Source organism: Onishia taeanensis (assembly GCF_900100755.1).
In the GTDB taxonomy this organism is placed as follows: domain Bacteria; phylum Pseudomonadota; class Gammaproteobacteria; order Pseudomonadales; family Halomonadaceae; genus Onishia; species Onishia taeanensis.
Genome location: NZ_FNCI01000014.1, coordinates 39,697 through 60,106 on the forward strand (window position 1 = coordinate 39,697; position 20,410 = coordinate 60,106).

Consider the following 20,410-nt stretch of genomic DNA (forward strand, 5'->3'; position numbering starts at 1 on the left):
GGGCCGGCAAGAATCAGGCGATGGTTACCTGCGGGTCCAGATAGACGTCCTGGATGGCGTTGAGCAGTTGAACGCCTTCGGCCATCGGCTTCTGGAAGGCCTTGCGCCCGGAGATCAAGCCCATGCCGCCGCCGCGCTTGTTGATCACCGCGGTGCGCACCGCCTGCGCCAGATCGCTTTCGCCACCCGAGGCACCGCCGGAGTTGATCAGCCCGGCGCGGCCCATGTAGCAGCTCGCCACCTGATAGCGCGCCAGGTCGATGGGGTGTTCGCTGGTCAGCTCGCTGTAGACCTTGTAGTGGGTGTGGCCGAAGCCGATCGTCCGATAGCCGTCATTGGTCTCGGCGAGCTTCTGCTTGACGATATCGGCCTTGAGGGTCGCCGCCAGATGAATCGCCTGGCCGGTCAGGTCGGCGGCGACATGGTAGTCGGTGCCGTCCTGCTTGAAGGCCGGGTTGCGCAGGTAGGCCCATAGCACCGTGACCATGCCAAGCTCATGGGCACGCTCGAAGGCCGCGCTGATTTCCTCGATCTGACGGCGACACTCCGGCGAGCCGAAGTAGATGGTCGCGCCTACCGCCGCACAGCCCATGTCATGAGCCTGTTCGACGCTGGCGAACAGCGTCTGGTCATGCATCGTCGGGTAGGTCAGCGTCTCGTTGTGATTCAGCTTCAGGAGCATCGGAATCTTGTGGGCATATCGCCTGGCCACCGAGGACAAGCCCCCGAGGGTGGAGGCCACGGCGTTACAGCCGCCTTCGATCGCCAGCTCGACGATGTTGGCCGGGTCGAAGTAGAGCGGGTTGGGCGCGAAGGAGGCGCCAGCGGAATGCTCGATGCCCTGGTCGACCGGCAGGATGCTCAGATAGCCGGTGCCCCCCAACCGACCGTGGTTGTAAAGCGCCTGCATATTGCGCAGCACCTGAGGGCTACGGTCATTGTCGATCATCACGCGGTCGATGAAGTCCGGCCCCGGCAGGTGCAGCTGCTCGCGGGGAATCGCGCTGCAGCGGTGCTCCAGCAGGTAGTTTGCTTCATCGCCCAGCATCTTGGCGGTATCGCTCATGGTGTGCGCTCCTTGCGGTGAGAGTGGATGCCTCTTCATGTTAGCCAGCAGCACTGCGACCACAAGCGTCCGCGGCATTCTTGTCTGCCTTGCATGCCATTTTCCTCCCCCTCCACGCGCCTCGCTTATGCCAACCAAGGGCACCCATCGCGCAGGGCAGAGAGATTTTTCCTGACACTCAAGGCATTATATCGGCCGGAAGGTCGGCACTAAGGAGGGGACGGTGATCGCATTACTGCGCGGTTTTCTATGGCTGACGGGCTTCTGGCTCCTTGGCGAGACACTGGTCGTGCTGCTCGGCCTGCCCGTTTCGGCGGGGGTGGTCGGCATGCTGTTGATGACCGCCATGCTAATGCTGCGCGTCGGGCGGCTCGAGGACATCGCCGCCGCCAGCCAGCCGTTGATCGGCCTACTGGCGATGCTGATCATGCCAGGCGTGGTGGGCGTCTTCTTCGTCGCCGATGACTTCGCCGGCCAATGGCTTGCCGTGGCGGTGGCCCTGGTCGGCGGCACCTTGGCCAGCGTCCTGACCACCCTACTGCTGATGCGCCGCTTCATGCCGCCCGAGCCCAGCGCCGCCGCGACAGAAGAGGCATCGCCATGAGTGCTTCGCTGATCGAGCTGCGCGAGGCCCTGCTGGTCACACCGCTGTCCGCCATCGCCCTGACGCTTGCCGCCTATCTTGCCGCGCTGTGGGTCGTCGAGCGCATCGGGCGCCCTAGCTGGTGCCCGGCGGTCCTGTTGGCAGCGCTGCTGGTCGCCGCCAGCCTGTGGGGGCTGTCGATCGACGTCGCCGACTATCAGCGTGGCTCCGACTGGCTGATGCTGCTGCTGGGCCCGGCGACGGTGGCGCTCGGCGTGCCGCTCTACCAGCAGTTGCACCATATCCGCGCGCTGTGGAAACCACTGGCGCTCTCCCTGCCCCCGGCGGCGGCGCTGGCCTCCTGCTACTCGCTGGCGCTGGCCTGGGCGCTGGGCGCCAGCCCCGAAGTGCTCGCCTCACTGGCGCCCAAGTCGGTGACGGCGCCGATTGCGCTGGGCATCATCGATGAGCTGGGCGGCTCGGTGCCGCTGCTGATGGGCGGGCTTCTGATCACCGGCGTGATGGCGACCCTGGCGGTCAGCCTGCTGGCCGCGCCGCTGGGCATTCGCGACCATCGCATCCTCGGCTTCGCGCTGGGCATCAACGGCCACGCCATCGGTACCGTGCGGGCTTTCGAGATGAGCGCCACCGCCGGCGCCTTCGCCTCGCTGGGCATGAGCCTGACCGGCATCTTCACGGCCCTGTGCCTGCCGTTGGCCTGGCGGCTACTGGGGCTCTAGCAGCGGCGAGCATGCGCCACGCACGACCTGCAAGGCCGGCGCTTTTGCGCTAGAATCGTCGCCCTGTCGTCGCCGAGCGCCTGCACCGGGCGCGCGCTTACGTTCTCGTGTGATTTTCGTGTCCTTTGTGTGAGTGGAATCGACATCGTGGAAGCTGAGCCTCGTCCCATGGCCTATCGGATCGCCATCAACGGCTATGGCCGCATCGGCCAATGCGTGCTGCGCGCGCTGACCGAGCGCCAGACGAAGGCCACCGGCGAAGCGCCAGGCGACGCCGCCCCCCTGCTCGAGGTGGTGGCGATCAACGAGCTCTCCGATCTCGATACCATCACTTACCTGACCCGCTACGACACCACCCACGGGCGCTTTCCCGGCCAGGTCGAGGGCCGCGATGGCCATCTCTTCATCAATGACCGGCCGATTCGCGTGCTCAGCGAGCAAGACCCGGACCGCCTGCCCTGGCGGGAACTGGGCATCGACCTGGTGATCGAGTGCTCGGGCAGCTTCAAGGACCGCGCCACGGCCAGCCGCCATCTCGACGCCGGCGCCAAGCGCCTGCTGTTTTCCCAGCCCGCCGAGAGCGACGTCGACGCCACCATCGTCACCGGCATCAACGACGCCGACCTGACGCCCGATTGCCGCATCGTCTCCGCCGCGTCCTGCACCACCAACTGCCTGGTGCCGGTGCTGACCATGCTCGACGAGGCGCTGGGGGTCGAGCACGGCGTGACCACCACCATTCACTCGGCGATGAACGACCAGCCGGTGATCGACGCCTACCACCAGACCGACCTGCGCCTGACCCGTTCAGCGATGCAGTCGATCGTGCCCGTCGACACCGGGCTGGCCCGAGGCATCAACCGGCTGATGCCCCACCTCACGGATCGCTTCGAGTGCCTGCACGTGCGGGTGCCCACCATCAACGTGTCGGCCATGGATCTCGCCATCTGCGTGCGCCGCGACACCTCCGCCGAGGCCGTCAACGCGCTGCTCAAGACCGCCTGCCACGAGCGCCTGTCGGGCCTGGTGGGCTATACCGAAGAGCCCATGGCCTCGGTCGACTTCAACCACGACCCGCGCTCCGGTATCGTGGACGCCACCCAAACCCGTGTCGCCGGCGGCCGGCTGATCAAGATGCTGTGCTGGTTCGACAACGAATGGGGCTTCGCCAACCGCATGCTCGACGTCACCGAACGACTGGCAAGATTAGGCGTTGTTCCCACGCTCGACGAGCGATGACCCGGCAAGGAAATGCCTGAAGGCCCCGGTACGAGCGCCGCTTCCGTCTCTCTCACCTGGCTTGCAACCCAGAGGACACTGCCCCGATGAATGTTCGCAAGATGACCGACCTGGACCTCGCCGGTCAGCGCGTGCTGATCCGCGAAGATCTCAACGTGCCGCTCAAGAATGGCCGCGTTACCAGCGATGCACGGCTGCGCGCCTGCCTGCCCACCATCCTGGCGGCCCGGGATTCAGGCGCCAAGGTGCTGCTGATGAGCCACCTGGGGCGTCCCACCGAAGGCGAGCCGGCCGAGGAATTCTCCCTGGCACCGGTCGCCGAACGTCTCGGCGAGCTGCTCGAGCGCCCGGTGCGCGTGGTCAAGGACTACCTGGGTGCCAACGTCGACGTGTCCGATGGCGAGGTCGTGCTGCTCGAGAACGTGCGCTTCAACGAAGGCGAGAAGAAAGACGAAGAGACGCTGTCCAAGCAGTACGCTGAACTCTGCGACATCTTCGTGATGGATGCCTTCGGCACCGCCCACCGCGCCCAGGCCTCGACCCACGGCGTGGCACGTTTCGCGCCGACCGCCTGCGCCGGACCGCTGCTCGCCGCCGAGCTCGAAGCCCTGGAAAAGGCGCTGGCCAAGCCGGCACGCCCGATGGTGGCCATCGTTGGTGGCTCCAAGGTGTCCACCAAGCTCGACGTGCTGACCGCGCTCTCCGAGAAGTGCGACCAGTTGATCGTCGGCGGCGGCATCGCCAACACCTTCATCGCCGCGGCCGGCTATAACGTCGGCAAGTCGCTGCATGAAGCCGACCTGGTCGACCAGGCCAAGGCGCTGATGGCCAAGGTCGAGATTCCGCTGCCCACCGACGTGGTCGTGGCCACCGAGTTCTCGGAGTCCGCGGAAGCGGTGACCAAGCCGGTCGACCAGGTGGCGGACGACGAGATGATCCTCGATATCGGCCCCGACACCGCCTCACGCCTGGGTGGCCTGCTCAAGGATGCCGGCACCATTCTGTGGAACGGCCCGGTCGGCGTGTTCGAGATCGACCAGTTCGGCCACGGCACCGAAGCGCTGTCGAAGGCCATCGCCGAGAGCAACGGCTTCTCCATCGCCGGCGGCGGCGACACCCTGGCGGCCATCGACAAGTACGATATCGCCGAAAAGGTGTCCTACATCTCCACCGGCGGCGGCGCCTTCCTCGAGTACGTGGAAGGCAAGACCCTGCCGGCCGTCACGGCGCTTCGCGATGCCTTCGAGGCCGCGAAGTAAGCAGGCGTCGCGGCGACAGTCGCGCAGGCAGTAACCCGTACCGACATCCCTTGATCTACACGGCGTGGCCCAGCCACGCCGTCCTCATGTAAAACAGGTGAGTTCATGGCACTTATCAGCATGCGCCAAATGCTGGATCACGCCGCCGAGTATGGCTACGGCGTCCCGGCCTTCAACGTCAACAACCTCGAGCAGATGCGCGCCATCCTCGAAGCGGCGGACAAGACCGACTCCCCGGTCATCGTTCAGGCCTCCGCCGGTGCCCGCAAGTACGCAGGCGCACCCTTCCTGCGCCACCTGATCCTCGCCGCCATCGAGGAATTCCCGCATATTCCCATCGCCATGCACCAGGACCACGGCACCAGCCCGTCGGTCTGCCAGCGCTCCATCCAGCTTGGCTTCTCCTCGGTGATGATGGACGGCTCTCTGGGCGAAGACGGCAAGACGCCGGCAAGCTACGACTACAACGTCGACGTGACCCGTCGCACCGTCGAGATGGCGCATGCCTGCGGCGTCTCCGTGGAAGGCGAGCTGGGTTGTCTGGGCAGCCTGGAAACCGGCATGGCCGGCGAGGAAGACGGCATCGGCGCGGAAGGCAAGCTCGATCACGACCAGCTGCTCACCGACCCGGAAGAGGCCGCCGACTTCGTCAAGGCGACCCACGTCGACGCCCTGGCCATTGCCATCGGCACCAGTCACGGCGCCTACAAGTTCACCCAGCCGCCCACCGGCGACACCCTCTCGATCCAGCGCATCAAGGAAATCCATGCTCGCATCCCCAACACCCACCTGGTGATGCACGGCTCTTCCTCGGTGCCGCAGGAATGGCTCGAGGTCATCAACGAGTACGGCGGCGCCATCCCCGAGACCTACGGCGTGCCGGTCTCCGAAATCGTCGAAGGCATCAAGCACGGCGTGCGCAAGGTCAACATCGACACCGACCTGCGTCTGGCCTCCACCGGCGCCGTGCGTCGCTTCCTGGCCAACAACCCGGCCGAGTTCGACCCGCGCAAGTTCATGAAGGAAACCGTCAGCGCCATGCGCGATGTCTGCATCGCCCGCTACGAAGCCTTCGGCACCGCCGGTAACGCCTCGAAGATCAAGCCGGTCAGCCTGGAAGAGATGTTCAAGCGCTACGAGCGCGGCGAGCTGGACCCCAAGGTCAAGTAAGCCCCTATCGCCCACCGGCCTTGCGCCGGTGGGCGCCCTTTGAGGCTCTCCTTTGAGGACCCGCCATGCATAACCTATGGATTCCCGTCGTCGCCATCCTTGCCGTTGCCGGCATGATCTTCGGTGGCCAGGCCTATTCCGAGGCAAAGCGCGATGCCCATATCGCCGAGCTGATCAGCGAACGCCTCGACAGCCAGGCGCCGGCCGAGATTTCCCATCTGGCGCGGGTCAACAAGGGCTATGGCGTGTGCGGCGACTATGCGCTGTCAGGCGACGAGAGCGGCCGCTTCTACTACAACACCGCCACCGAAAGCCTGGCGCTGGGCACCGATGCCCCGCAGTATCGCGACAACTGCCATAACCTGCCTGAATGACGTCTTGGGCGTCTTAGTTCCCAAGCCGCCCCACCAGCTCAAGCGCGCCATCCTCGGGCGCCAGCACCAGAATCTCGCCGGAACGCGGATAGACGCCGGTGAGTGCGGTGATATTGACCTGATGGGTGACCAGCACCAACGCTCCCTCGCCGCTCCAGGCCTCGATAAGCTCGCCTAGTTCGCGGGTCTGCCGGTCGGCGGCGCCGCGGTCGCGAAAGAAGGAGTCGAGTGCCGGAGTGGGTATTACCTCGCCAAGCCCGAGCAGCTCGGCGGTGTCGAGGCAGCGACACCAGCGGCTCGCGCGCACCTCGTTCACCGCGATGCCCCGTTCACGAAACCGCTCGCCGATGGCGCGGGCCTGGGCTCGGCCTTGTGTGGAAAGGTTGCGCTGGGTGGCGCAGTCATCCCGCGAAAAGCCCGCCGGATCGCCGGTACCGGGCGCCAGGGCGTGACGCATTAGGGCAACGTGCCCACCGCTAGCAAGCGCGGCCCAAGCGGCGTTGTCCTCTTGCGCCTCGACGTCACGAGGCGCGATCAGGCCTGTGGCGATCAGCAGTGCCAGCATCGAAAAGGCGTGCAGCGATAGCGTCGGGCAGCGTCGAATCATCTGGATCTCGCGGGTGAAGAGCGGGTGGCCATTCATGCCGTCGTAGCGGCAGGAGTAGCGTCGTGCCTTCAGACTAGCCCATACCGCCTGGGGCCTCGTTTAGAACCGTGCGCGGAAATGCCATTCATCAGCGCCGACGTCGTTGCGAATGGCCGCGACCAGTGAAGGGTCGAGCTCGGGGTCGTCGAGCTCAAAGAGGCCGCAGCGCGCCAGGGCACGGCGCGGATTGACCGGCTCGCTCAGCCGCTCATAGACCACCCGCACGCAGCAGGGCATGCGCTCGCTGCTATCGGCTACGCCAAGCTTGAGCCCGGTAAGGCGCGAGACATGGCTGCGAAAGCTGGGAAAGAGGATGGTCTGGGTGACCTCGTGGCCGTTGAGCGATTCGTAATCGACCATGAAGATGCGGTCGGTCAGGAACAGCGCCGCGCCGCGATAGCGGTTGTGGTAGGGCCGCTGGTCGGTTGCAGAGGTCATTCGCTCGGTGCGCTGATAGATGGTGCTGCCCTCCCGCGACTCCAGGCAGACCAGGGTGCGCAGCACCTTGCCGGGCTGCGACATGGAGAGATAGTGCTCGTAGTAGCAGCCCACGTAGCGCGACATGCCGCGGCTGCCCTGGCTGAGCAGCGCATCGGGCAGGCTCAGCGAGCCATGGGGTTCGTCGGGCTCTTCAACCGACTCCTCGGCGGGCCGGGGGCGCTGCCTGATCAGCGGCATGAAGTCGTCATGGGGCAGCAGGATCTCGTGAACCTCGACCCCGAAGAAGTCGCAAATGCGCCGCATGATGCTGTCGCTGGGCCGGTAACGGCCGCTCAGGTAGCGGTTGAACTGCGGCCGGTTGATATCGAGCCGCCGGCACACCTCGGCGATGGAGCGGTAATAGCTGCACAGCAGGCGAAGGTTGGCCGCAAAATCATCATGCATGTCGAGTCCTCATCCATGCCGTGATCCGACATGGCGCAGTTTGGCGCACTTGGTGCGCATGATACTGCGCCAGGGCGCAACAGAGCGTCAAATCCCATTGTACTGGGCGGGCTGGTTAAATCGCGTGGACGACTCGCAAGAACAACACGCAACAACTGCTCACAACAACACAATAGCGGAGACATCTTCATGTTGGATTTCCTCAACGACTTGCTCTGGGGCAAGGTGCTTCTGGTGCTGCTGATCACGGTCGGCGTCGGCTTCACGGTGGCCTCGCGCTTCGTGCAGTTTCGCTACTTCGGTCGCATGTTCCAGATTCTCGGCGCCAGCCAGGCCTTCAAGCGCGACAAGCATGGCCATCTGAGTTCCTTCCAGGCGCTGGTGCTGTCGGTAGCCGGGCGCGTCGGCGGCGGCAACATCGCCGGTGTCGCGGTGGCAATCACCCTGGGCGGCCCGGGTGCGGTGTTCTGGATGTGGATGGTCGGCCTGATGGGCATGGCGACCAGCTTCCTCGAGTGCACACTGGCGCAGACCTACAAGCAGGCAAGTGGCGACGGCACCTATCGCGGTGGGCCGGCCTATTACATCGTCAAGGGGCTGGGCAGCCGCTGGACCTGGCTGGCGGGGCTCTATTCCGTGCTGCTGCTGGTGACCTTCGGCTTCGGCTTTACCGCCCTGCAGTCCTATGCGGTGGCCACCTCCTTCGGTGATGCCTTCGGCGTGCCGGTGCTCTATAGCGGCCTTGGGCTGGCGATGGTGGTCGGCCTGATCATCTTCGGTGGCATCAAGCGCATCGCGCGTATTTCCGAGGTGCTGGTGCCCTTCATGGCCGGCGGCTACATCCTCATCGCGCTGCTGGTGCTGGGCATCAACATCGACAAGATCCCGGACGTATTCATGCTGATCGTGAAGAGCGCCTTCGGCCTCGAACCGGCGATCGGTGGCGGCATCGGCGCGGCGATCATGATGGGCGTGAAGCGCGGCCTGTTCTCCAACGAGGCGGGGCTTGGGAGCGCACCGAACGTGGCGGCGGTGGCCTATGTGCCGCACCCGGCCAATCAGGGCATCGTGCAGGCCTTCTCGGTGTTCATCGATACCGTGATCATCTGCTCGGCCACGGCCTTCATGATCCTGCTCAGCGGCGTTTACGACCCGGCCTCCACCAATGAAGTGGCGGGCATTGCCCTGACCCAGGCCGCAATGGCCGACCACGTCGGCGAATGGGGTCGTACCTTCGTCAGCCTGGCGCTGCTGCTGTTTGCCTTCAGCACCATCCTCTACAACTACTACCTGGGCGAAAACAGCCTCAACTTCTTCAGCCGCGATAACCAGACGCTGTTCAACGCCTTCCGTGTCGCCATCGTGCTGCTGGTCTGCTGGGGCGCGACCACCGATCTGGGCACCGTGTTCGGCTTCGCTGACGTGACCATGGGCCTTCTGGCGGTGGCCAACCTGATCGCGCTGATCATGCTGTTCAAGCCGGGCCTGCGCATCCTCAAGGACTTCGACGGCCAGATTCGCGGCGGCCTCAAGCAGCCGATCTTCGATGCCAAGCAGCATCCCGATATGAACCTGGACCCCAAGGCCTGGGAAATCGAGCCGGAAGACCTGGCACGCATGCATGACGTGCTCGGCAACACCCCGGCCAGCGCCAAGGACTGAGCCCTGCCCCACCCGGCTTACCGGCCGGATGCGCGCCAAGGCTCAAGCGGCCCCGCCCGACCGGGTGGGGCCGCGTCATTTTCCCCCTAGGCAATGCCTGAAAAGTACGGCGCTCGTCGACTTTTCAGACACCGCTTCGACACTTCGCCTGCTGAGTGAACGACACCATGACAACACGCATAGAACACGACCTGCTCGGCGACATGACGCTGCCCAGCGAGACCTGGTACGGCATCCAGACCCAGCGCGCGGTGGACAACTTCCAGATCACCGGCGTGCCGATCAGCCACTTCCCGGAGCTGGTTCGCGCCCTGGCGATGGTCAAGTCGGCGGCGGCCAAGGCCAACGCCGACGTCGGCGTGCTGGAGCCGCGCAAGGCCGAGGCCATTCAGTCGGCCTGCGCCGAGATCATCGACGGCGCCCTGCACGAGCACTTCGTGGTCGACCTGATCCAGGGGGGCGCCGGCACCTCGACCAACATGAACGCCAACGAGGTGATCGCTAATCTGGCACTCACCCGGCTCGGTTTCGAAAAGGGCGACTACGCCAAGCTGCACCCCAACGACGACGTCAACCGCTCCCAGTCAACCAATGACGCCTACCCCACCGCAGCCTGCCTGAGCCTGCAGTTCGCCGCCGAACCGCTGACCCAGGCGATTGCCGACCTGAAGACGGCGCTGGAGCACAAGGGTGCGGAATTCGCCGACGTGGTGAAGATGGGTCGCACCCAGCTTCAGGATGCGGTGCCGATGACGCTGGGTCAGGAATTCGAGGGCTTCGCCGTGACCCTGGGCGAGGACATCGAGCGCATTGCCGAGGCCTGCCGCCTGCTCTGCGAGGTCAACCTGGGCGGTACCGCCATCGGCACCGGCATCAACACCCACCCGCAGTACCAGGCGCTGGCCGTCCGCCATCTGGCCACCCTCTCGGGCAAGCCCATCGTGCCCGCCTCGAATCTGGTCGAGGCCAGCTCCGACATGGGCGCCTTCGTGTTCCTGTCGGGGATGCTCAAGCGCTTCGCCATCAAGCTTGGCAAGATCTGCAACGACCTGCGCCTGCTCTCCAGCGGCCCGCGTACCGGCCTTGGCGAGATCGCCCTGCCGGCCATGCAGCCGGGCTCCTCGATCATGCCGGGCAAGGTGAACCCGGTGATCCCTGAAGCGGTCAACCAGACCGTCTACCAGGTGATCGCCAACGATCTCGCCGTGAGCCTGGCCGCCGAAGCCGGCCAGCTCCAGCTCAACGCCATGGAGCCCATGATCGTTTACAACCTGCTCAATTCGATGCGCATGCTGTGCTCGGCCTGCACCATGCTGCAGACCCGCTGCATCGAGGGCATCGAGGCCAATCGCGAGCAGTGCGCCCGGCACGTCGATAACAGCATCGGCATCATCACCGCGCTAGTCCCCCACATCGGCTACTCGAACGCCTCGCGCATCGCCACCAAGGCCCTGACCAGCGGCGCCACCGTGCGCGAACTGGTGATCGGAGAGGGGCTCCTCGACGAGGCCCAACTGGACCGGCTGTTAAGCCCCCAGGCCATGCTCGCCCCGTTCCAAGAGACCTGACCATGTCGCGACTGCTGATCCTGCACACTGGCGGCACCATCGGCATGCGGCCCTCGCCGACGGGCTATGTGCCGGCCGAAGGCTTCCCCGACCGCCTGGCCCATCACCTTTCCGGTAGCCTGGGCACCCAGCTTGGCGACCCTGGCAGAGCCAGGCTGCCCGATTATCACCTGATCGAACTTGCGCCGCTGATCGACAGCGCCGATTTGGCCCCTGTCGACTGGAACCGTATCGTCGCGGCCCTGGCCGAGCACTGGCACGGCTATGACGGTTTCATCGTGCTGCACGGCACCGACACCCTGGCCTACACGGCGTCTGCGCTGTCGTTCATGCTCGGCGCCCTCGACAAGCCGGTGGTGCTCACCGGCGCCCAGATACCGCTCGGCGAGCCGCGAAGCGACGCCATCAACAACCTGACCACCGCACTATTGATGGCCGCCGACCCCGCCGCACCGCGAGAAGTCTGCATCGCCTTTCATGACCGGCTGCTGCGTGGCAACCGAGCGCGCAAGGTGCGAAGCCAGGGATTCGATGCCTTCGATTCCCCCGACGCGCCCTGGCTCGGCGAAGCCGGCATCGCTTTATCCTTCAGGCCCGGCCTGGCGCTGGCGCCGGGCCGGCCCGAGGGCGACTCCGCCACTGCGTTCACGCCGGACGTCACGCCACGTCAGTTTGCACCCGGCGCGGTGACCATGCTGCCGGTGCACCCCGGCCTGTCAGCGGCCATGCTGGATGCCGTGCTCGGCGACCCGGCCCTCAAGGGACTGGTGCTGCAGACCTACGGGGTGGGCAATCCCCCTAGCCTCGATGGTGTGCTGATCGAGCGCCTGGCACGAGCAAGCCAGGCCGGCATCGCGATCCTCAACGTCAGCCAGTGTCAGCAGGGCCTGGTCGTTCAGGGCGCCTATGCCAGCGGCGGTACACTGAATGCCGCCGGCGTGATTCCCGGTGCCGACCTGACCCCCGAGGCCGCGCTGACCAAGCTGCAGGTGCTGATCGCCGATGGCCTCGAGGGCGAGGCACTGCGGGCCGCGCTGGCCACCCCGCTGCGCGGTGAGATGAGCCCCGGCTGACAGGGGAGCCTTGTTGTTCTTCGAGGCGCCGCTTTCGAGCACGCCTTCTTAGCCCCCTTCCCAACTGCGTTTTCCGAACGCTGAACGCCAAACGACCATGAGCTCGGGGCCTGGAGGCCTCGACCATGGTCTACCTCATCTCGACAGCCGCGATCAGGGGGTACAGACTACAATGGGAACGGTTCCATTGAGTAGGTAACAGTATGTCGTCAGCCAGGGCCGCGTCACGTCGCGCCACCATCCTCGAGGTCGCTCATCAAGCCGGGGTTTCCAAGACCAGCGTATCCCGCTACTTCAGCGGCGAACGCGACCGCCTGTCGGAAACCATGCAGACGCGCATCGCTAGCGCCGCCAAACGCTTGAATTATCGCCCCAACCAAATGGCTCGCGGCCTAAAGGGCGGCCATTCACGCCTGATCGGCATGCTCATCGCGGATATTCTCAACCCCTTCTCGGTGGCGGTAATGCATGGCGTCGAGCAAGCCTGCCGGGCCAAGGGTTTCTCATTGGTGGTGTGCAACACCGACAACGACCCGGCGCAGGAGCGCGACCACCTCGCCCTGCTCGCGGCCTACCGGATAGAAGGCCTGGTGATCAATGCCGCCGGTCAGCCCAGCCGCGAGCTCAAGCAGCTCGCCGAGCAGGGAACGCCGCTGGTCCTGCTGGACCGCTCGCTGGGTGAACTCGAGGCCGACGAAGTGGGCCTCGATAACGCCCGAACCATCGACATGGCGCTGGATCATCTCTCCTCAAAGGGCTATGGCGATCTGCTCTACCTGAGCGAACCCACCTCACAGGCAAGCTCTCGCCAGATTCGCCTGGAGCGCTTTGAACAGCAGCGTGAGCTGCGCGGGCTGACGGGGCGGGCGTTAAGCCTATCGCTGGACAAAGAGGCCTCATCACTCGAGCAGGCCATTTCGGACTTTCTGGCATCGCCTTCCCAGCGCCCCAAGGCGCTGCTCTGCGGCAATGGCAATGTCACGCTAGCCGTCACCCGGGCATTGCAGGCCAAGGGCGTGGTACTGGGAGCCATCGGCCTGATGGGCATCGACGAACTCGACTGGTGCCAGTTGGTGACGCCCGGCATCACCACGCTGGCCCAGCCCACCAAGGACATCGGTCGTGCCGCCACAGAGGCCCTGCTGCAGCGCCTGGAGCCCAATGGCAAGGCGGCGCCGCCACGGCGCATCCATTACCAGCCCAAGCTGTTGGCCCGCGGCTCGACCCAAGATCCACCCACCAGCACCGCTTGAGCCTCGCTAAACCAACGCATATGCCTCGCTGAACCAACGCTTAGGCCTCGCTAAACCAACGCTTATGGCATCACAGGAGACCATGATGGCCACTCACCAGGATTCACGCACCACGATGGTAACGTTCCCATCGCATTCCAGCGCCGCCTCAGGCCCACCTTCGGTGCTGGTCGCCGCCTCGGCATTCGGTCACGCGCTGATCGCCGAGCACGGCCAGGCGGCAATTCTGCCCTGGTTGAAAGCCGCCGGTGCCAATGGTGTGGAGGTTCGTCGCGAACTGCTGCCCGAAGGCTTCGACGACTTCGAAGCCCTAGGTGAGGCCTGCGCAGAGCAGTCACTGGGCCTGATCTACTCGGCAGCAGACGCACTCTGGCACGGCGACAGCCTCGCCCCGGGGCTCATGACTCGCCTGGAAGAAAGCCGGCGCCTGGGTGCGGCAGCCGTGAAATTCTCACTGGGGCAGTACGCGTCTGATGCTTCGCCCTCACCTCGCGCAGACGCCTGGCAGCGCCTGAACCAACAGCTAGAGCAGCCCAAGACACCGTTGCTGCTGGTCGAGAACGATCAGACACAGGACGGCGGCACCATCGCACCGCTCGCGGCAACCCTTGCCGACGCTGAAGCCGCCGGCTGTCCGCTCTACATGACCTTCGACATCGGCAACTGGCACTGGGTCGGCGCCGATCCGCTGGCAGCCGCCGAGCGCCTGGGGCCCTATGTGCGCTACCTGCACTGCAAGGGCGTGGTATTCGGCCAGGGGCGCCCCCACGCCAGCGTGCCCGACGCTGAAGAGCTCAAGGGCTGGCAGGGACTGATGGCGCACTTTCCCCAGGGCGTGACTCGGGCCATCGAATATCCCTTGCAGTCGCCACAGCTCCAGGACTTTACCCGCGGACAGCTCAACCGGCTGCGAGCGCTACATGCCTGAATTCAGGCCCTGGCGCGCCGCTCGCCATCACCAACGAATAACCATCCGCAGACGATAAGAACAGGAATCTGTATGCCATCATCCGACAAGGTGCCAGACAATTCGCCATACCCTTCACCAGGCGCCTCACCAGAAGTGCTGGCCTTCGGTGAGGCCATGACCATGTTCGTCGCCAAACATTCAGGAGCGTTGTCTGACGTCGAGCATTTCCAGCGCCGCATCGCCGGGGCAGACACCAATGTGGCCATCGGCCTGGCACGCCTGGGCCGGCACGTCGGCTGGCTGAGTCGCGTCGGTGATGACGGTTTCGGGTGCTATATCCGTCGCACCCTGGAAGCCGAAGGCCTGGACTGCCGATACCTGATCGATGATCGGGAGCATCCGACAGGGCTGGTGTTCAAGGAGCGCGCCGCCAATGGCGCCGACCCGCACGTCGAGTACTTTCGTCGCGGCAGCGCCGCCAGCCACCTCTCGCCACATGATGCGGCAGCGGTGGACTTCACCGCCCTGCGCCATCTGCATGCCACCGGTATCCCGCCGGCTTTGTCGTCTAGCTGCCGAGAGCTCTCCTGGTACATGCTCGACAAGGCGCGGGAGGCCGGCGCCAGCATCTCATTCGACCCCAACCTGCGACCCAGCCTGTGGAGCAGCGACGCCGAGATGGCGACGACCCTCAATGCCATGGCCGCCAAGTCAGACTGGGTGCTGCCAGGGCTGGCCGAGGGGCAACGCCTGACGGGGCTGTCGTCCCATCAGGATATCGCTGACTTCTACCTCGAGCGCGGTGCCAAGGCGGTCATCATCAAGTTGGGGCCCGAAGGCAGCTACTATCGCGGCGTGATTGGCGGTCAAGAGCAAAGCTTCATGATGCCCGGCCTGGCGGTCTCTGAAGTGGTCGACACCGTCGGTGCCGGCGACGGTTTCGCCGTGGGCGTGATCAGCGCTCTGCTCGACGGCCGCTCACCCCAGGAGGCCCTGCATCGCGGCAACCTGATTGGCGCCGAGGCGGTTCAGGTCAGAGGCGACATGGAGGGCTTGCCCCAGCGCGCCCGCCTGGCGCAGCTCGAGACCCGCTTCGGCTTGCCAAAAGGGCAATGAGCCGACGCTAGTGAATGGCAAGTAGTCACCCAATGAACGTGAACGGACGCCTAGGATCCCTGGCCTCCCCACAAGGAGTTTGAGATGAAAAAGCGCATCGTGGCGTTTCGTCGCCTGAACGACGACCAGCTTGATCAGCTGCGCGGCGACTTCCACGTCGATTATTTCGATAACCTGGAATCCGCCGACGACCCGGCCTTCCTCGCCGCCTTGGCCAAAGCCCACGGGCTGGTCGGCGCCAGCCTCAAGATCACTCCGGCGCTGCTCGACAAGGCGCCGCACCTTGAAGCCATCGCCAGCATCTCGGTGGGATATGACAACTACCCGGTGGAAGAGCTCACCCGGCGCGGCATCCTGCTGTGCAACACGCCGGATGTGCTGACGGAAACCACCGCCGATACCGGCTTCCTGCTGATCATGGCCACGGCCCGGCGTGCCGTGGAACTCGCCGACTTCGTCAAGCGCGGCGACTGGCAGTCAAGCATCGGCGAGGCGCAATTCGGCTCTGACGTACACGGCAAGACGTTGGGCATGGTCGGCCTCGGCCGCATTGGCGCGGCCATCGCCCGACGCGGCGCACTCGGCTTCGGCATGCCGATCCTGTATTCCAACGCCTCGCCCAAGCCGGCCCTGGAGAAGGAGCTGGGGGCGCGGCGCTGCGAGCTCGACGAACTGCTCGAAGCGGCCGACTTCGTCTGCGTCACGGTGCCCCTTAGCGCCCAGACCGAGCGACTGATCGGTGCCAGGGAATTCGCGCTGATGCGCCAGTCGGCGATCTTCATCAACATCTCCCGCGGCAAGGTCGTCGATGAAGCCGCCCTGATCGCGGCACTCGAGCAGGGCGAGTTTCGCGCCGCCGGGCTCGATGTCTTCGAGCAGGAACCGCTGCCCAAGGACTCGCCGCTACCGCAGATGGCCAAGGTGGTAGCGCTGCCCCATATCGGTTCCGCGACGGTGGAAACTCGTACCGCCATGGCCCAGCGAGCCGTCGATAACATCACCCTGGCGCTGGGTGGCCAGCGCCCCATCAGCCCGGTCAACACCGATGCCTGGGCAACTCTCAGCGACTGATTGCCCGTATGGGCCGTTTGCCAAGCCATGCCCCGGCGAACGGCCCGAGTTGACGTCTCACCCGATAGCCACCGCCCACCCACGCCGATAGCTTCCTCGCTCGCCGATATTCCCGTATGTTGTAAAGTGAAAATCGACAGGCTCCACGAGCCGAAATAAGAAGCGATCAATGCCTACAAGCGATGCAGGGTCGGGCATGAGCAGACAAGGCAAGCACGGCCCGGAGAGGCCGCAGGACAATCACACCGAGCTTTGGCAGCTGTGGCGAGAGTTCGCCATAACCCTGCGCACGCCGGACTATCGCCTCGCCAAGGCGCAGGACTTCGGTGTCTTCACCACTGGCGCCTTACTGATCACCGCCGTCTTCGTGCTACTCAACATCGCCTGGGACTATGCGATCGATCCGGTAAACGCTCACCAGGCGATTGGCCACCGGCTATTCCAGAGCGCGGCCGTGCTGGTGTGGGCAATCGCCACCTGGTGCCACGTTCACTCCTGGCCGGCCCGGCTGGCAACGATACTGGTACCTCTGATGGTGCAAGTGAGCTTCATCGAGGTCCTGTCGCTGCTCGACAACGGCAACGCCTTTGGCATTGGCGGCTTCCTGTATTTCTTTATCTTCGTGCCCTTCCTGCTGCTTGCTCAATCGCTGCGCCTCTCGCTGCTGGTGCTGGCGCTCATCACCGTCTTCCCACTGTTCGCGCCTACGTTTGGGGTCTCGGCGGATCTCGACCGCGAGATCTATCTGGCCTATATGCTGATCAGCTTTCCGCCAGTGGTGGCGCTGCGGATTTTCTTCGAGTACCTGTACTGGGGCCTCTATCGCTACCGGCGCCAGATAGAGCACCATGCCAACACCGACGGCATGACGCGCTTGCTCAATCGCCGCCGCTTTCTCCTCGAAGGCACGAAATTGCTGGCAGACGCCCGCCACCGCAACCAAACAGCAAGCCTGGTGTTCATCGATATAGACCACTTCAAGACCATCAATGACACCTACGGACATCACATCGGCGATATCGCCATCGACCACCTGGCCGAGATAATGCGTCAATGCGCCCGCAGCGGTGACCTGGTTGCCCGCTACGGTGGCGAAGAGTTCATGGTGCTGCTGCCCTCAACCGAGTTGGGGCTGGCCAAAGAGGTTGCCCAACGCCTGCGCAGAACGGTCGCCAGCACACCTCTGAATGTGCCGGAAACCGATGTTCCCGACCTCGAGTTGACCATCAGCGCCGGGGTCGCCAGCAACAACCCGCAGGATGGTAAACCGCACGACATCGATGTACTGATCCACAATGCTGATCTCGCCGTCTACGCCGCCAAGCGTGGCGGTCGCAACCGCGTCGTACGCTTCGAACGCGATATGAATACACAGGATCAGCACGACTCTCGCGCCGATGGCACCCCTTCCTCCGCCGGTAACTGACCCAACGGCCTGCACCGCAGCGCGCTTTACCAGCCGTATCACTAGCCGCATCTCCGCCACTGATGACGCCTGCCACGACTAAAGGTTAATTGGTGATCGGCTGAGGCTCTTCTAGATTTGGATCAATCCAAAAATACCTGTTCCACCTATCCCCGCGCCGATGGAGCACCGCATGACTCAAGACACCGCCCCCGCCTCGAGCCGTCGCGAATCCGGCAGCGTTACGCTGCAGGACATCGCCGCACATGCCGGGGTGTCGCGCTCGACGGTGTCGCTGGTACTGCGCGAAAGCCCACTGGTCGCCGACCGCACCCGCATCAAAGTCCAAGCCGCCATCAAGGAACTGGGATATGTCTACAACCGCGGTGCTGCCGCCCTGCGCGGCAGCCATACCGCAACGCTCGGCGTGGTGGTCTACGACATCGCCACCCCCTTCTTCGGCGCCATGGTGGCAGGCATCGATGCAGCCCTGAATCGCGAGGGCTACGTCTCTTTTCTGGCCAATAGTGAAGACTCCCCCGAACGCCAGCAGCGCTTCCTGGAGCGCATGCGCGAGCATCGCGTCGACGGCATCCTGCTGTGCCCGGCCGAAGGCACGCCCGCTTCGCTGATCGATACCCTGGCCAGTTGGTCGCTGCCCTGTGTACAGGTGCTGCGCCACATCGGGGAGCCGCCCTTCGACTATGCCAGCAGTGATTTCGCCCGCGGGGTCCATCAGGCCGTCGGCCATCTGGTCAAGCTGGGCCATCGCCGCATCGCCTTTCTCGGCGGCCATGCCCAACACTCGGCGACCCAGGAGCGCTGGCAGGGCTATTCGGATGCCCTCGCCCATCACGACCTGGGTTATCAGCGCCTGGTGCGCGGACAGGTGACGCGCCGTGCTGGACTGGAGCTGATCGAAACGCTGATGCAGGAAACACCACGCCCCACGGCGGTGATCTGCCACAACGACTTGATGGCTTTCGGCGCCATGCTTGGCCTCAAGCGAATGGGCCTGACTCCCGGCGTTGACTGCGCGGTGATCGGCACCGATGACGTCGAGGAAGCCGCGCTCAGCGACCCGGCCTTGACCAGCGTCGCCACACACCCCTATGCCATCGGCGAAGAAGCCGCACGCCTGGCGCTGCGTCGCATCGCCGACCCCAACGGAGCCCGCGAGCAGGTCGTGCTGGCCCCGCGACTTCAGATACGCGAATCCTGCGGCAGCGCATCGCAAGCAACGCTTCCCGCATCGCCGATCACGTCTGACTCGACCACCTGAGCAGCCCCAGCCGCTGGTTGTGATGACTGCCGGTGGCATTTAACCAAGACCCGCAATGACAACAACGAACTCTCGGAGAGGTAGCAACATGAGCCAAAAATGGATCGATCCAAAAACACAGCATTCCATGAAACGCGGCCTGGTGACCGGTGTCTTGCTCGCGGCGGCCATGGGCATGGCGAGCGCCGCTCAGGCATTCGACCTGCGCTTTGGACACGGCGGCACCGAAGACACCGCCTATCAGCTAGGGGCCGAGAAATTCCAGGAACTGGTCAGTGAGAACAGTGATGGCGAGATCGGGGTGCAGATCCTCGGCAACTCCGTGCTTGGCCATGAAACCGAGATGTTCGAACAGCAGATGGCGGGCGCCCTGGACATGTCGATCATCAACCCTGGGTTGATCACCGACTTTTCGCCCACCGCCAATGTCTTCTCGATTCCCTTCATGTATCGCGACGTCGACCACTGGCGGACGGTGCTCGACGGCCCGGTGGGTCGCGAGATCGCCGACAAAATCGAGGACGAAACTGGCGTCAAGGTGCTGGCCTTCTTCGGCGGCGGCAAACGCCAGATCGTCAGCACCCGGCCGCTTGAGAGTCTCGATGACCTGGAAGGCATGAAGCTGCGCACCAACCCCACCAAGCCGCTGATCGCCGCCTGGTCCGCCCTGGGCGCCGAGCCCACGGTAATGGCCTGGAAAGAGATCTACACCGGCCTTCAGCTGGGCGCCATTGACGGGCTGCTCAATGAAGCCGAGTGGATCCAGCGCATGCGCTTTCATGAGGTGGCGCCCCATATCGGGCTCTCGCAGCACGATATCACCGTGCGCCTGCTGACCATGTCGGAAATGACCTGGGACCGCCTCGACGCCGATGAACAACAGGCCGTCATGGCGGCCGCGCAGGAAGCCGCCATCTACGCCCGTGGGGTACAGCTCAAGCAGGACGCCGAGGCTCTGGACCAGTTGGTTGAAGAGGGGGCGACGCTCCACGAACTGGACCGCGAGCGCATGCAGGAAATCGTCAAGGCGCCGCTGGCCGAGGTGATTGACGACATGGGGCTAAGCGAGCTCCACCAGAAGATCATCAACGCCGGTTAACCCCCGTGC

The 20,410-nt window shown here is 64.7% G+C and carries 19 protein-coding genes; 16 read left to right on the forward strand and 3 right to left on the reverse strand.

Annotation, left to right across the window (positions count from 1 at the left end):
- Window positions 1-13: 13 nt before the first annotated feature.
- Window positions 14-1,066: a class I fructose-bisphosphate aldolase gene (locus BLR71_RS14430; protein WP_092527972.1), complete on the reverse strand. Its 1,053-nt coding sequence runs from the start codon at window positions 1,064-1,066 to the stop codon at window positions 14-16.
- 226 nt (window positions 1,067-1,292) lie between these two features.
- Here BLR71_RS14430 and BLR71_RS14435 point away from each other — a divergent pair, with 226 nt between their 5' ends.
- From BLR71_RS14435 to BLR71_RS14460, 6 genes are all read left to right on the forward strand, one after another.
- Window positions 1,293-1,670: a CidA/LrgA family protein gene (locus BLR71_RS14435; RefSeq protein ID WP_175491693.1), complete on the forward strand. Its 378-nt coding sequence runs from the start codon at window positions 1,293-1,295 to the stop codon at window positions 1,668-1,670.
- Window positions 1,667-2,389 carry an LrgB family protein gene (locus BLR71_RS14440; protein WP_092527979.1) on the forward strand — a complete coding sequence of 241 codons (723 nt, stop codon included), beginning with the start codon at window positions 1,667-1,669 and terminating at the stop codon, window positions 2,387-2,389. The genes BLR71_RS14435 and BLR71_RS14440 overlap by 4 nt, the downstream gene beginning before the upstream one ends.
- A gap of 168 nt (window positions 2,390-2,557) precedes the next feature.
- Window positions 2,558-3,628: a type I glyceraldehyde-3-phosphate dehydrogenase gene (locus BLR71_RS14445; RefSeq protein WP_092527982.1), complete on the forward strand. Its 1,071-nt coding sequence runs from the start codon at window positions 2,558-2,560 to the stop codon at window positions 3,626-3,628.
- 86 nt (window positions 3,629-3,714) lie between these two features.
- Window positions 3,715-4,887 (forward strand): phosphoglycerate kinase, encoded by a 1,173-nt coding sequence (locus BLR71_RS14450; protein ID WP_092527985.1) that lies wholly within the window; start codon window positions 3,715-3,717, stop codon window positions 4,885-4,887.
- 105 nt (window positions 4,888-4,992) lie between these two features.
- Window positions 4,993-6,057 (forward strand): class II fructose-bisphosphate aldolase, encoded by a 1,065-nt coding sequence (fba, locus tag BLR71_RS14455; protein WP_092527988.1) that lies wholly within the window; start codon window positions 4,993-4,995, stop codon window positions 6,055-6,057.
- 65 nt (window positions 6,058-6,122) lie between these two features.
- On the forward strand, window positions 6,123-6,431 hold the full coding sequence (locus tag BLR71_RS14460; RefSeq protein ID WP_092527991.1) for a hypothetical protein: 309 nt from the start codon (window positions 6,123-6,125) through the stop codon (window positions 6,429-6,431).
- Between the two features lie 13 nt (window positions 6,432-6,444).
- Here the strand turns inward: BLR71_RS14460 and BLR71_RS14465 are convergent, their stop codons facing one another.
- Both BLR71_RS14465 and BLR71_RS14470 read right to left on the reverse strand, forming a co-directional pair.
- Window positions 6,445-7,038, reverse strand: a complete 594-nt coding sequence (locus BLR71_RS14465) for a histidine phosphatase family protein (RefSeq protein WP_245696489.1) — start codon at window positions 7,036-7,038, stop codon at window positions 6,445-6,447.
- Window positions 7,039-7,137: 99 nt separating this feature from the next.
- On the reverse strand, window positions 7,138-7,962 hold the full coding sequence (locus tag BLR71_RS14470) for a helix-turn-helix transcriptional regulator (protein ID WP_092527994.1): 825 nt from the start codon (window positions 7,960-7,962) through the stop codon (window positions 7,138-7,140).
- A gap of 189 nt (window positions 7,963-8,151) precedes the next feature.
- Here BLR71_RS14470 and BLR71_RS14475 point away from each other — a divergent pair, with 189 nt between their 5' ends.
- The 10 genes from BLR71_RS14475 (at window position 8,152) to BLR71_RS14520 (ending at window position 20,401) form a co-directional block, all read left to right on the forward strand.
- Complete coding sequence (locus tag BLR71_RS14475) at window positions 8,152-9,624, forward strand: alanine/glycine:cation symporter family protein (RefSeq protein ID WP_092527997.1); 1,473 nt, start codon at window positions 8,152-8,154, stop codon at window positions 9,622-9,624.
- A gap of 167 nt (window positions 9,625-9,791) precedes the next feature.
- Complete coding sequence (locus BLR71_RS14480) at window positions 9,792-11,192, forward strand: aspartate ammonia-lyase (protein WP_092528000.1); 1,401 nt, start codon at window positions 9,792-9,794, stop codon at window positions 11,190-11,192.
- A 2-nt stretch (window positions 11,193-11,194) separates the two neighbouring features.
- Window positions 11,195-12,265, forward strand: coding sequence for an asparaginase domain-containing protein (locus BLR71_RS14485; RefSeq protein WP_092528003.1), 1,071 nt, complete (start codon window positions 11,195-11,197; stop codon window positions 12,263-12,265).
- A gap of 203 nt (window positions 12,266-12,468) precedes the next feature.
- Window positions 12,469-13,518 carry a LacI family DNA-binding transcriptional regulator gene (locus BLR71_RS14490; protein ID WP_092528006.1) on the forward strand — a complete coding sequence of 350 codons (1,050 nt, stop codon included), beginning with the start codon at window positions 12,469-12,471 and terminating at the stop codon, window positions 13,516-13,518.
- A gap of 115 nt (window positions 13,519-13,633) precedes the next feature.
- Complete coding sequence (locus BLR71_RS14495; RefSeq protein ID WP_092528125.1) at window positions 13,634-14,446, forward strand: sugar phosphate isomerase/epimerase family protein; 813 nt, start codon at window positions 13,634-13,636, stop codon at window positions 14,444-14,446.
- Between the two features lie 72 nt (window positions 14,447-14,518).
- Window positions 14,519-15,544 (forward strand): sugar kinase, encoded by a 1,026-nt coding sequence (locus tag BLR71_RS14500; RefSeq protein ID WP_092528009.1) that lies wholly within the window; start codon window positions 14,519-14,521, stop codon window positions 15,542-15,544.
- Window positions 15,545-15,628: 84 nt separating this feature from the next.
- Window positions 15,629-16,615: a 2-hydroxyacid dehydrogenase gene (locus BLR71_RS14505; protein WP_092528012.1), complete on the forward strand. Its 987-nt coding sequence runs from the start codon at window positions 15,629-15,631 to the stop codon at window positions 16,613-16,615.
- 196 nt (window positions 16,616-16,811) lie between these two features.
- Window positions 16,812-18,041, forward strand: a complete 1,230-nt coding sequence (locus tag BLR71_RS14510; RefSeq protein WP_175491691.1) for a GGDEF domain-containing protein — start codon at window positions 16,812-16,814, stop codon at window positions 18,039-18,041.
- Window positions 18,042-18,213: 172 nt separating this feature from the next.
- On the forward strand, window positions 18,214-19,302 hold the full coding sequence (locus BLR71_RS14515; protein ID WP_092528018.1) for a LacI family DNA-binding transcriptional regulator: 1,089 nt from the start codon (window positions 18,214-18,216) through the stop codon (window positions 19,300-19,302).
- Window positions 19,303-19,390: 88 nt separating this feature from the next.
- On the forward strand, window positions 19,391-20,401 hold the full coding sequence (locus BLR71_RS14520; RefSeq protein WP_092528021.1) for a TRAP transporter substrate-binding protein: 1,011 nt from the start codon (window positions 19,391-19,393) through the stop codon (window positions 20,399-20,401).
- Window positions 20,402-20,410 lie beyond the last annotated feature (9 nt).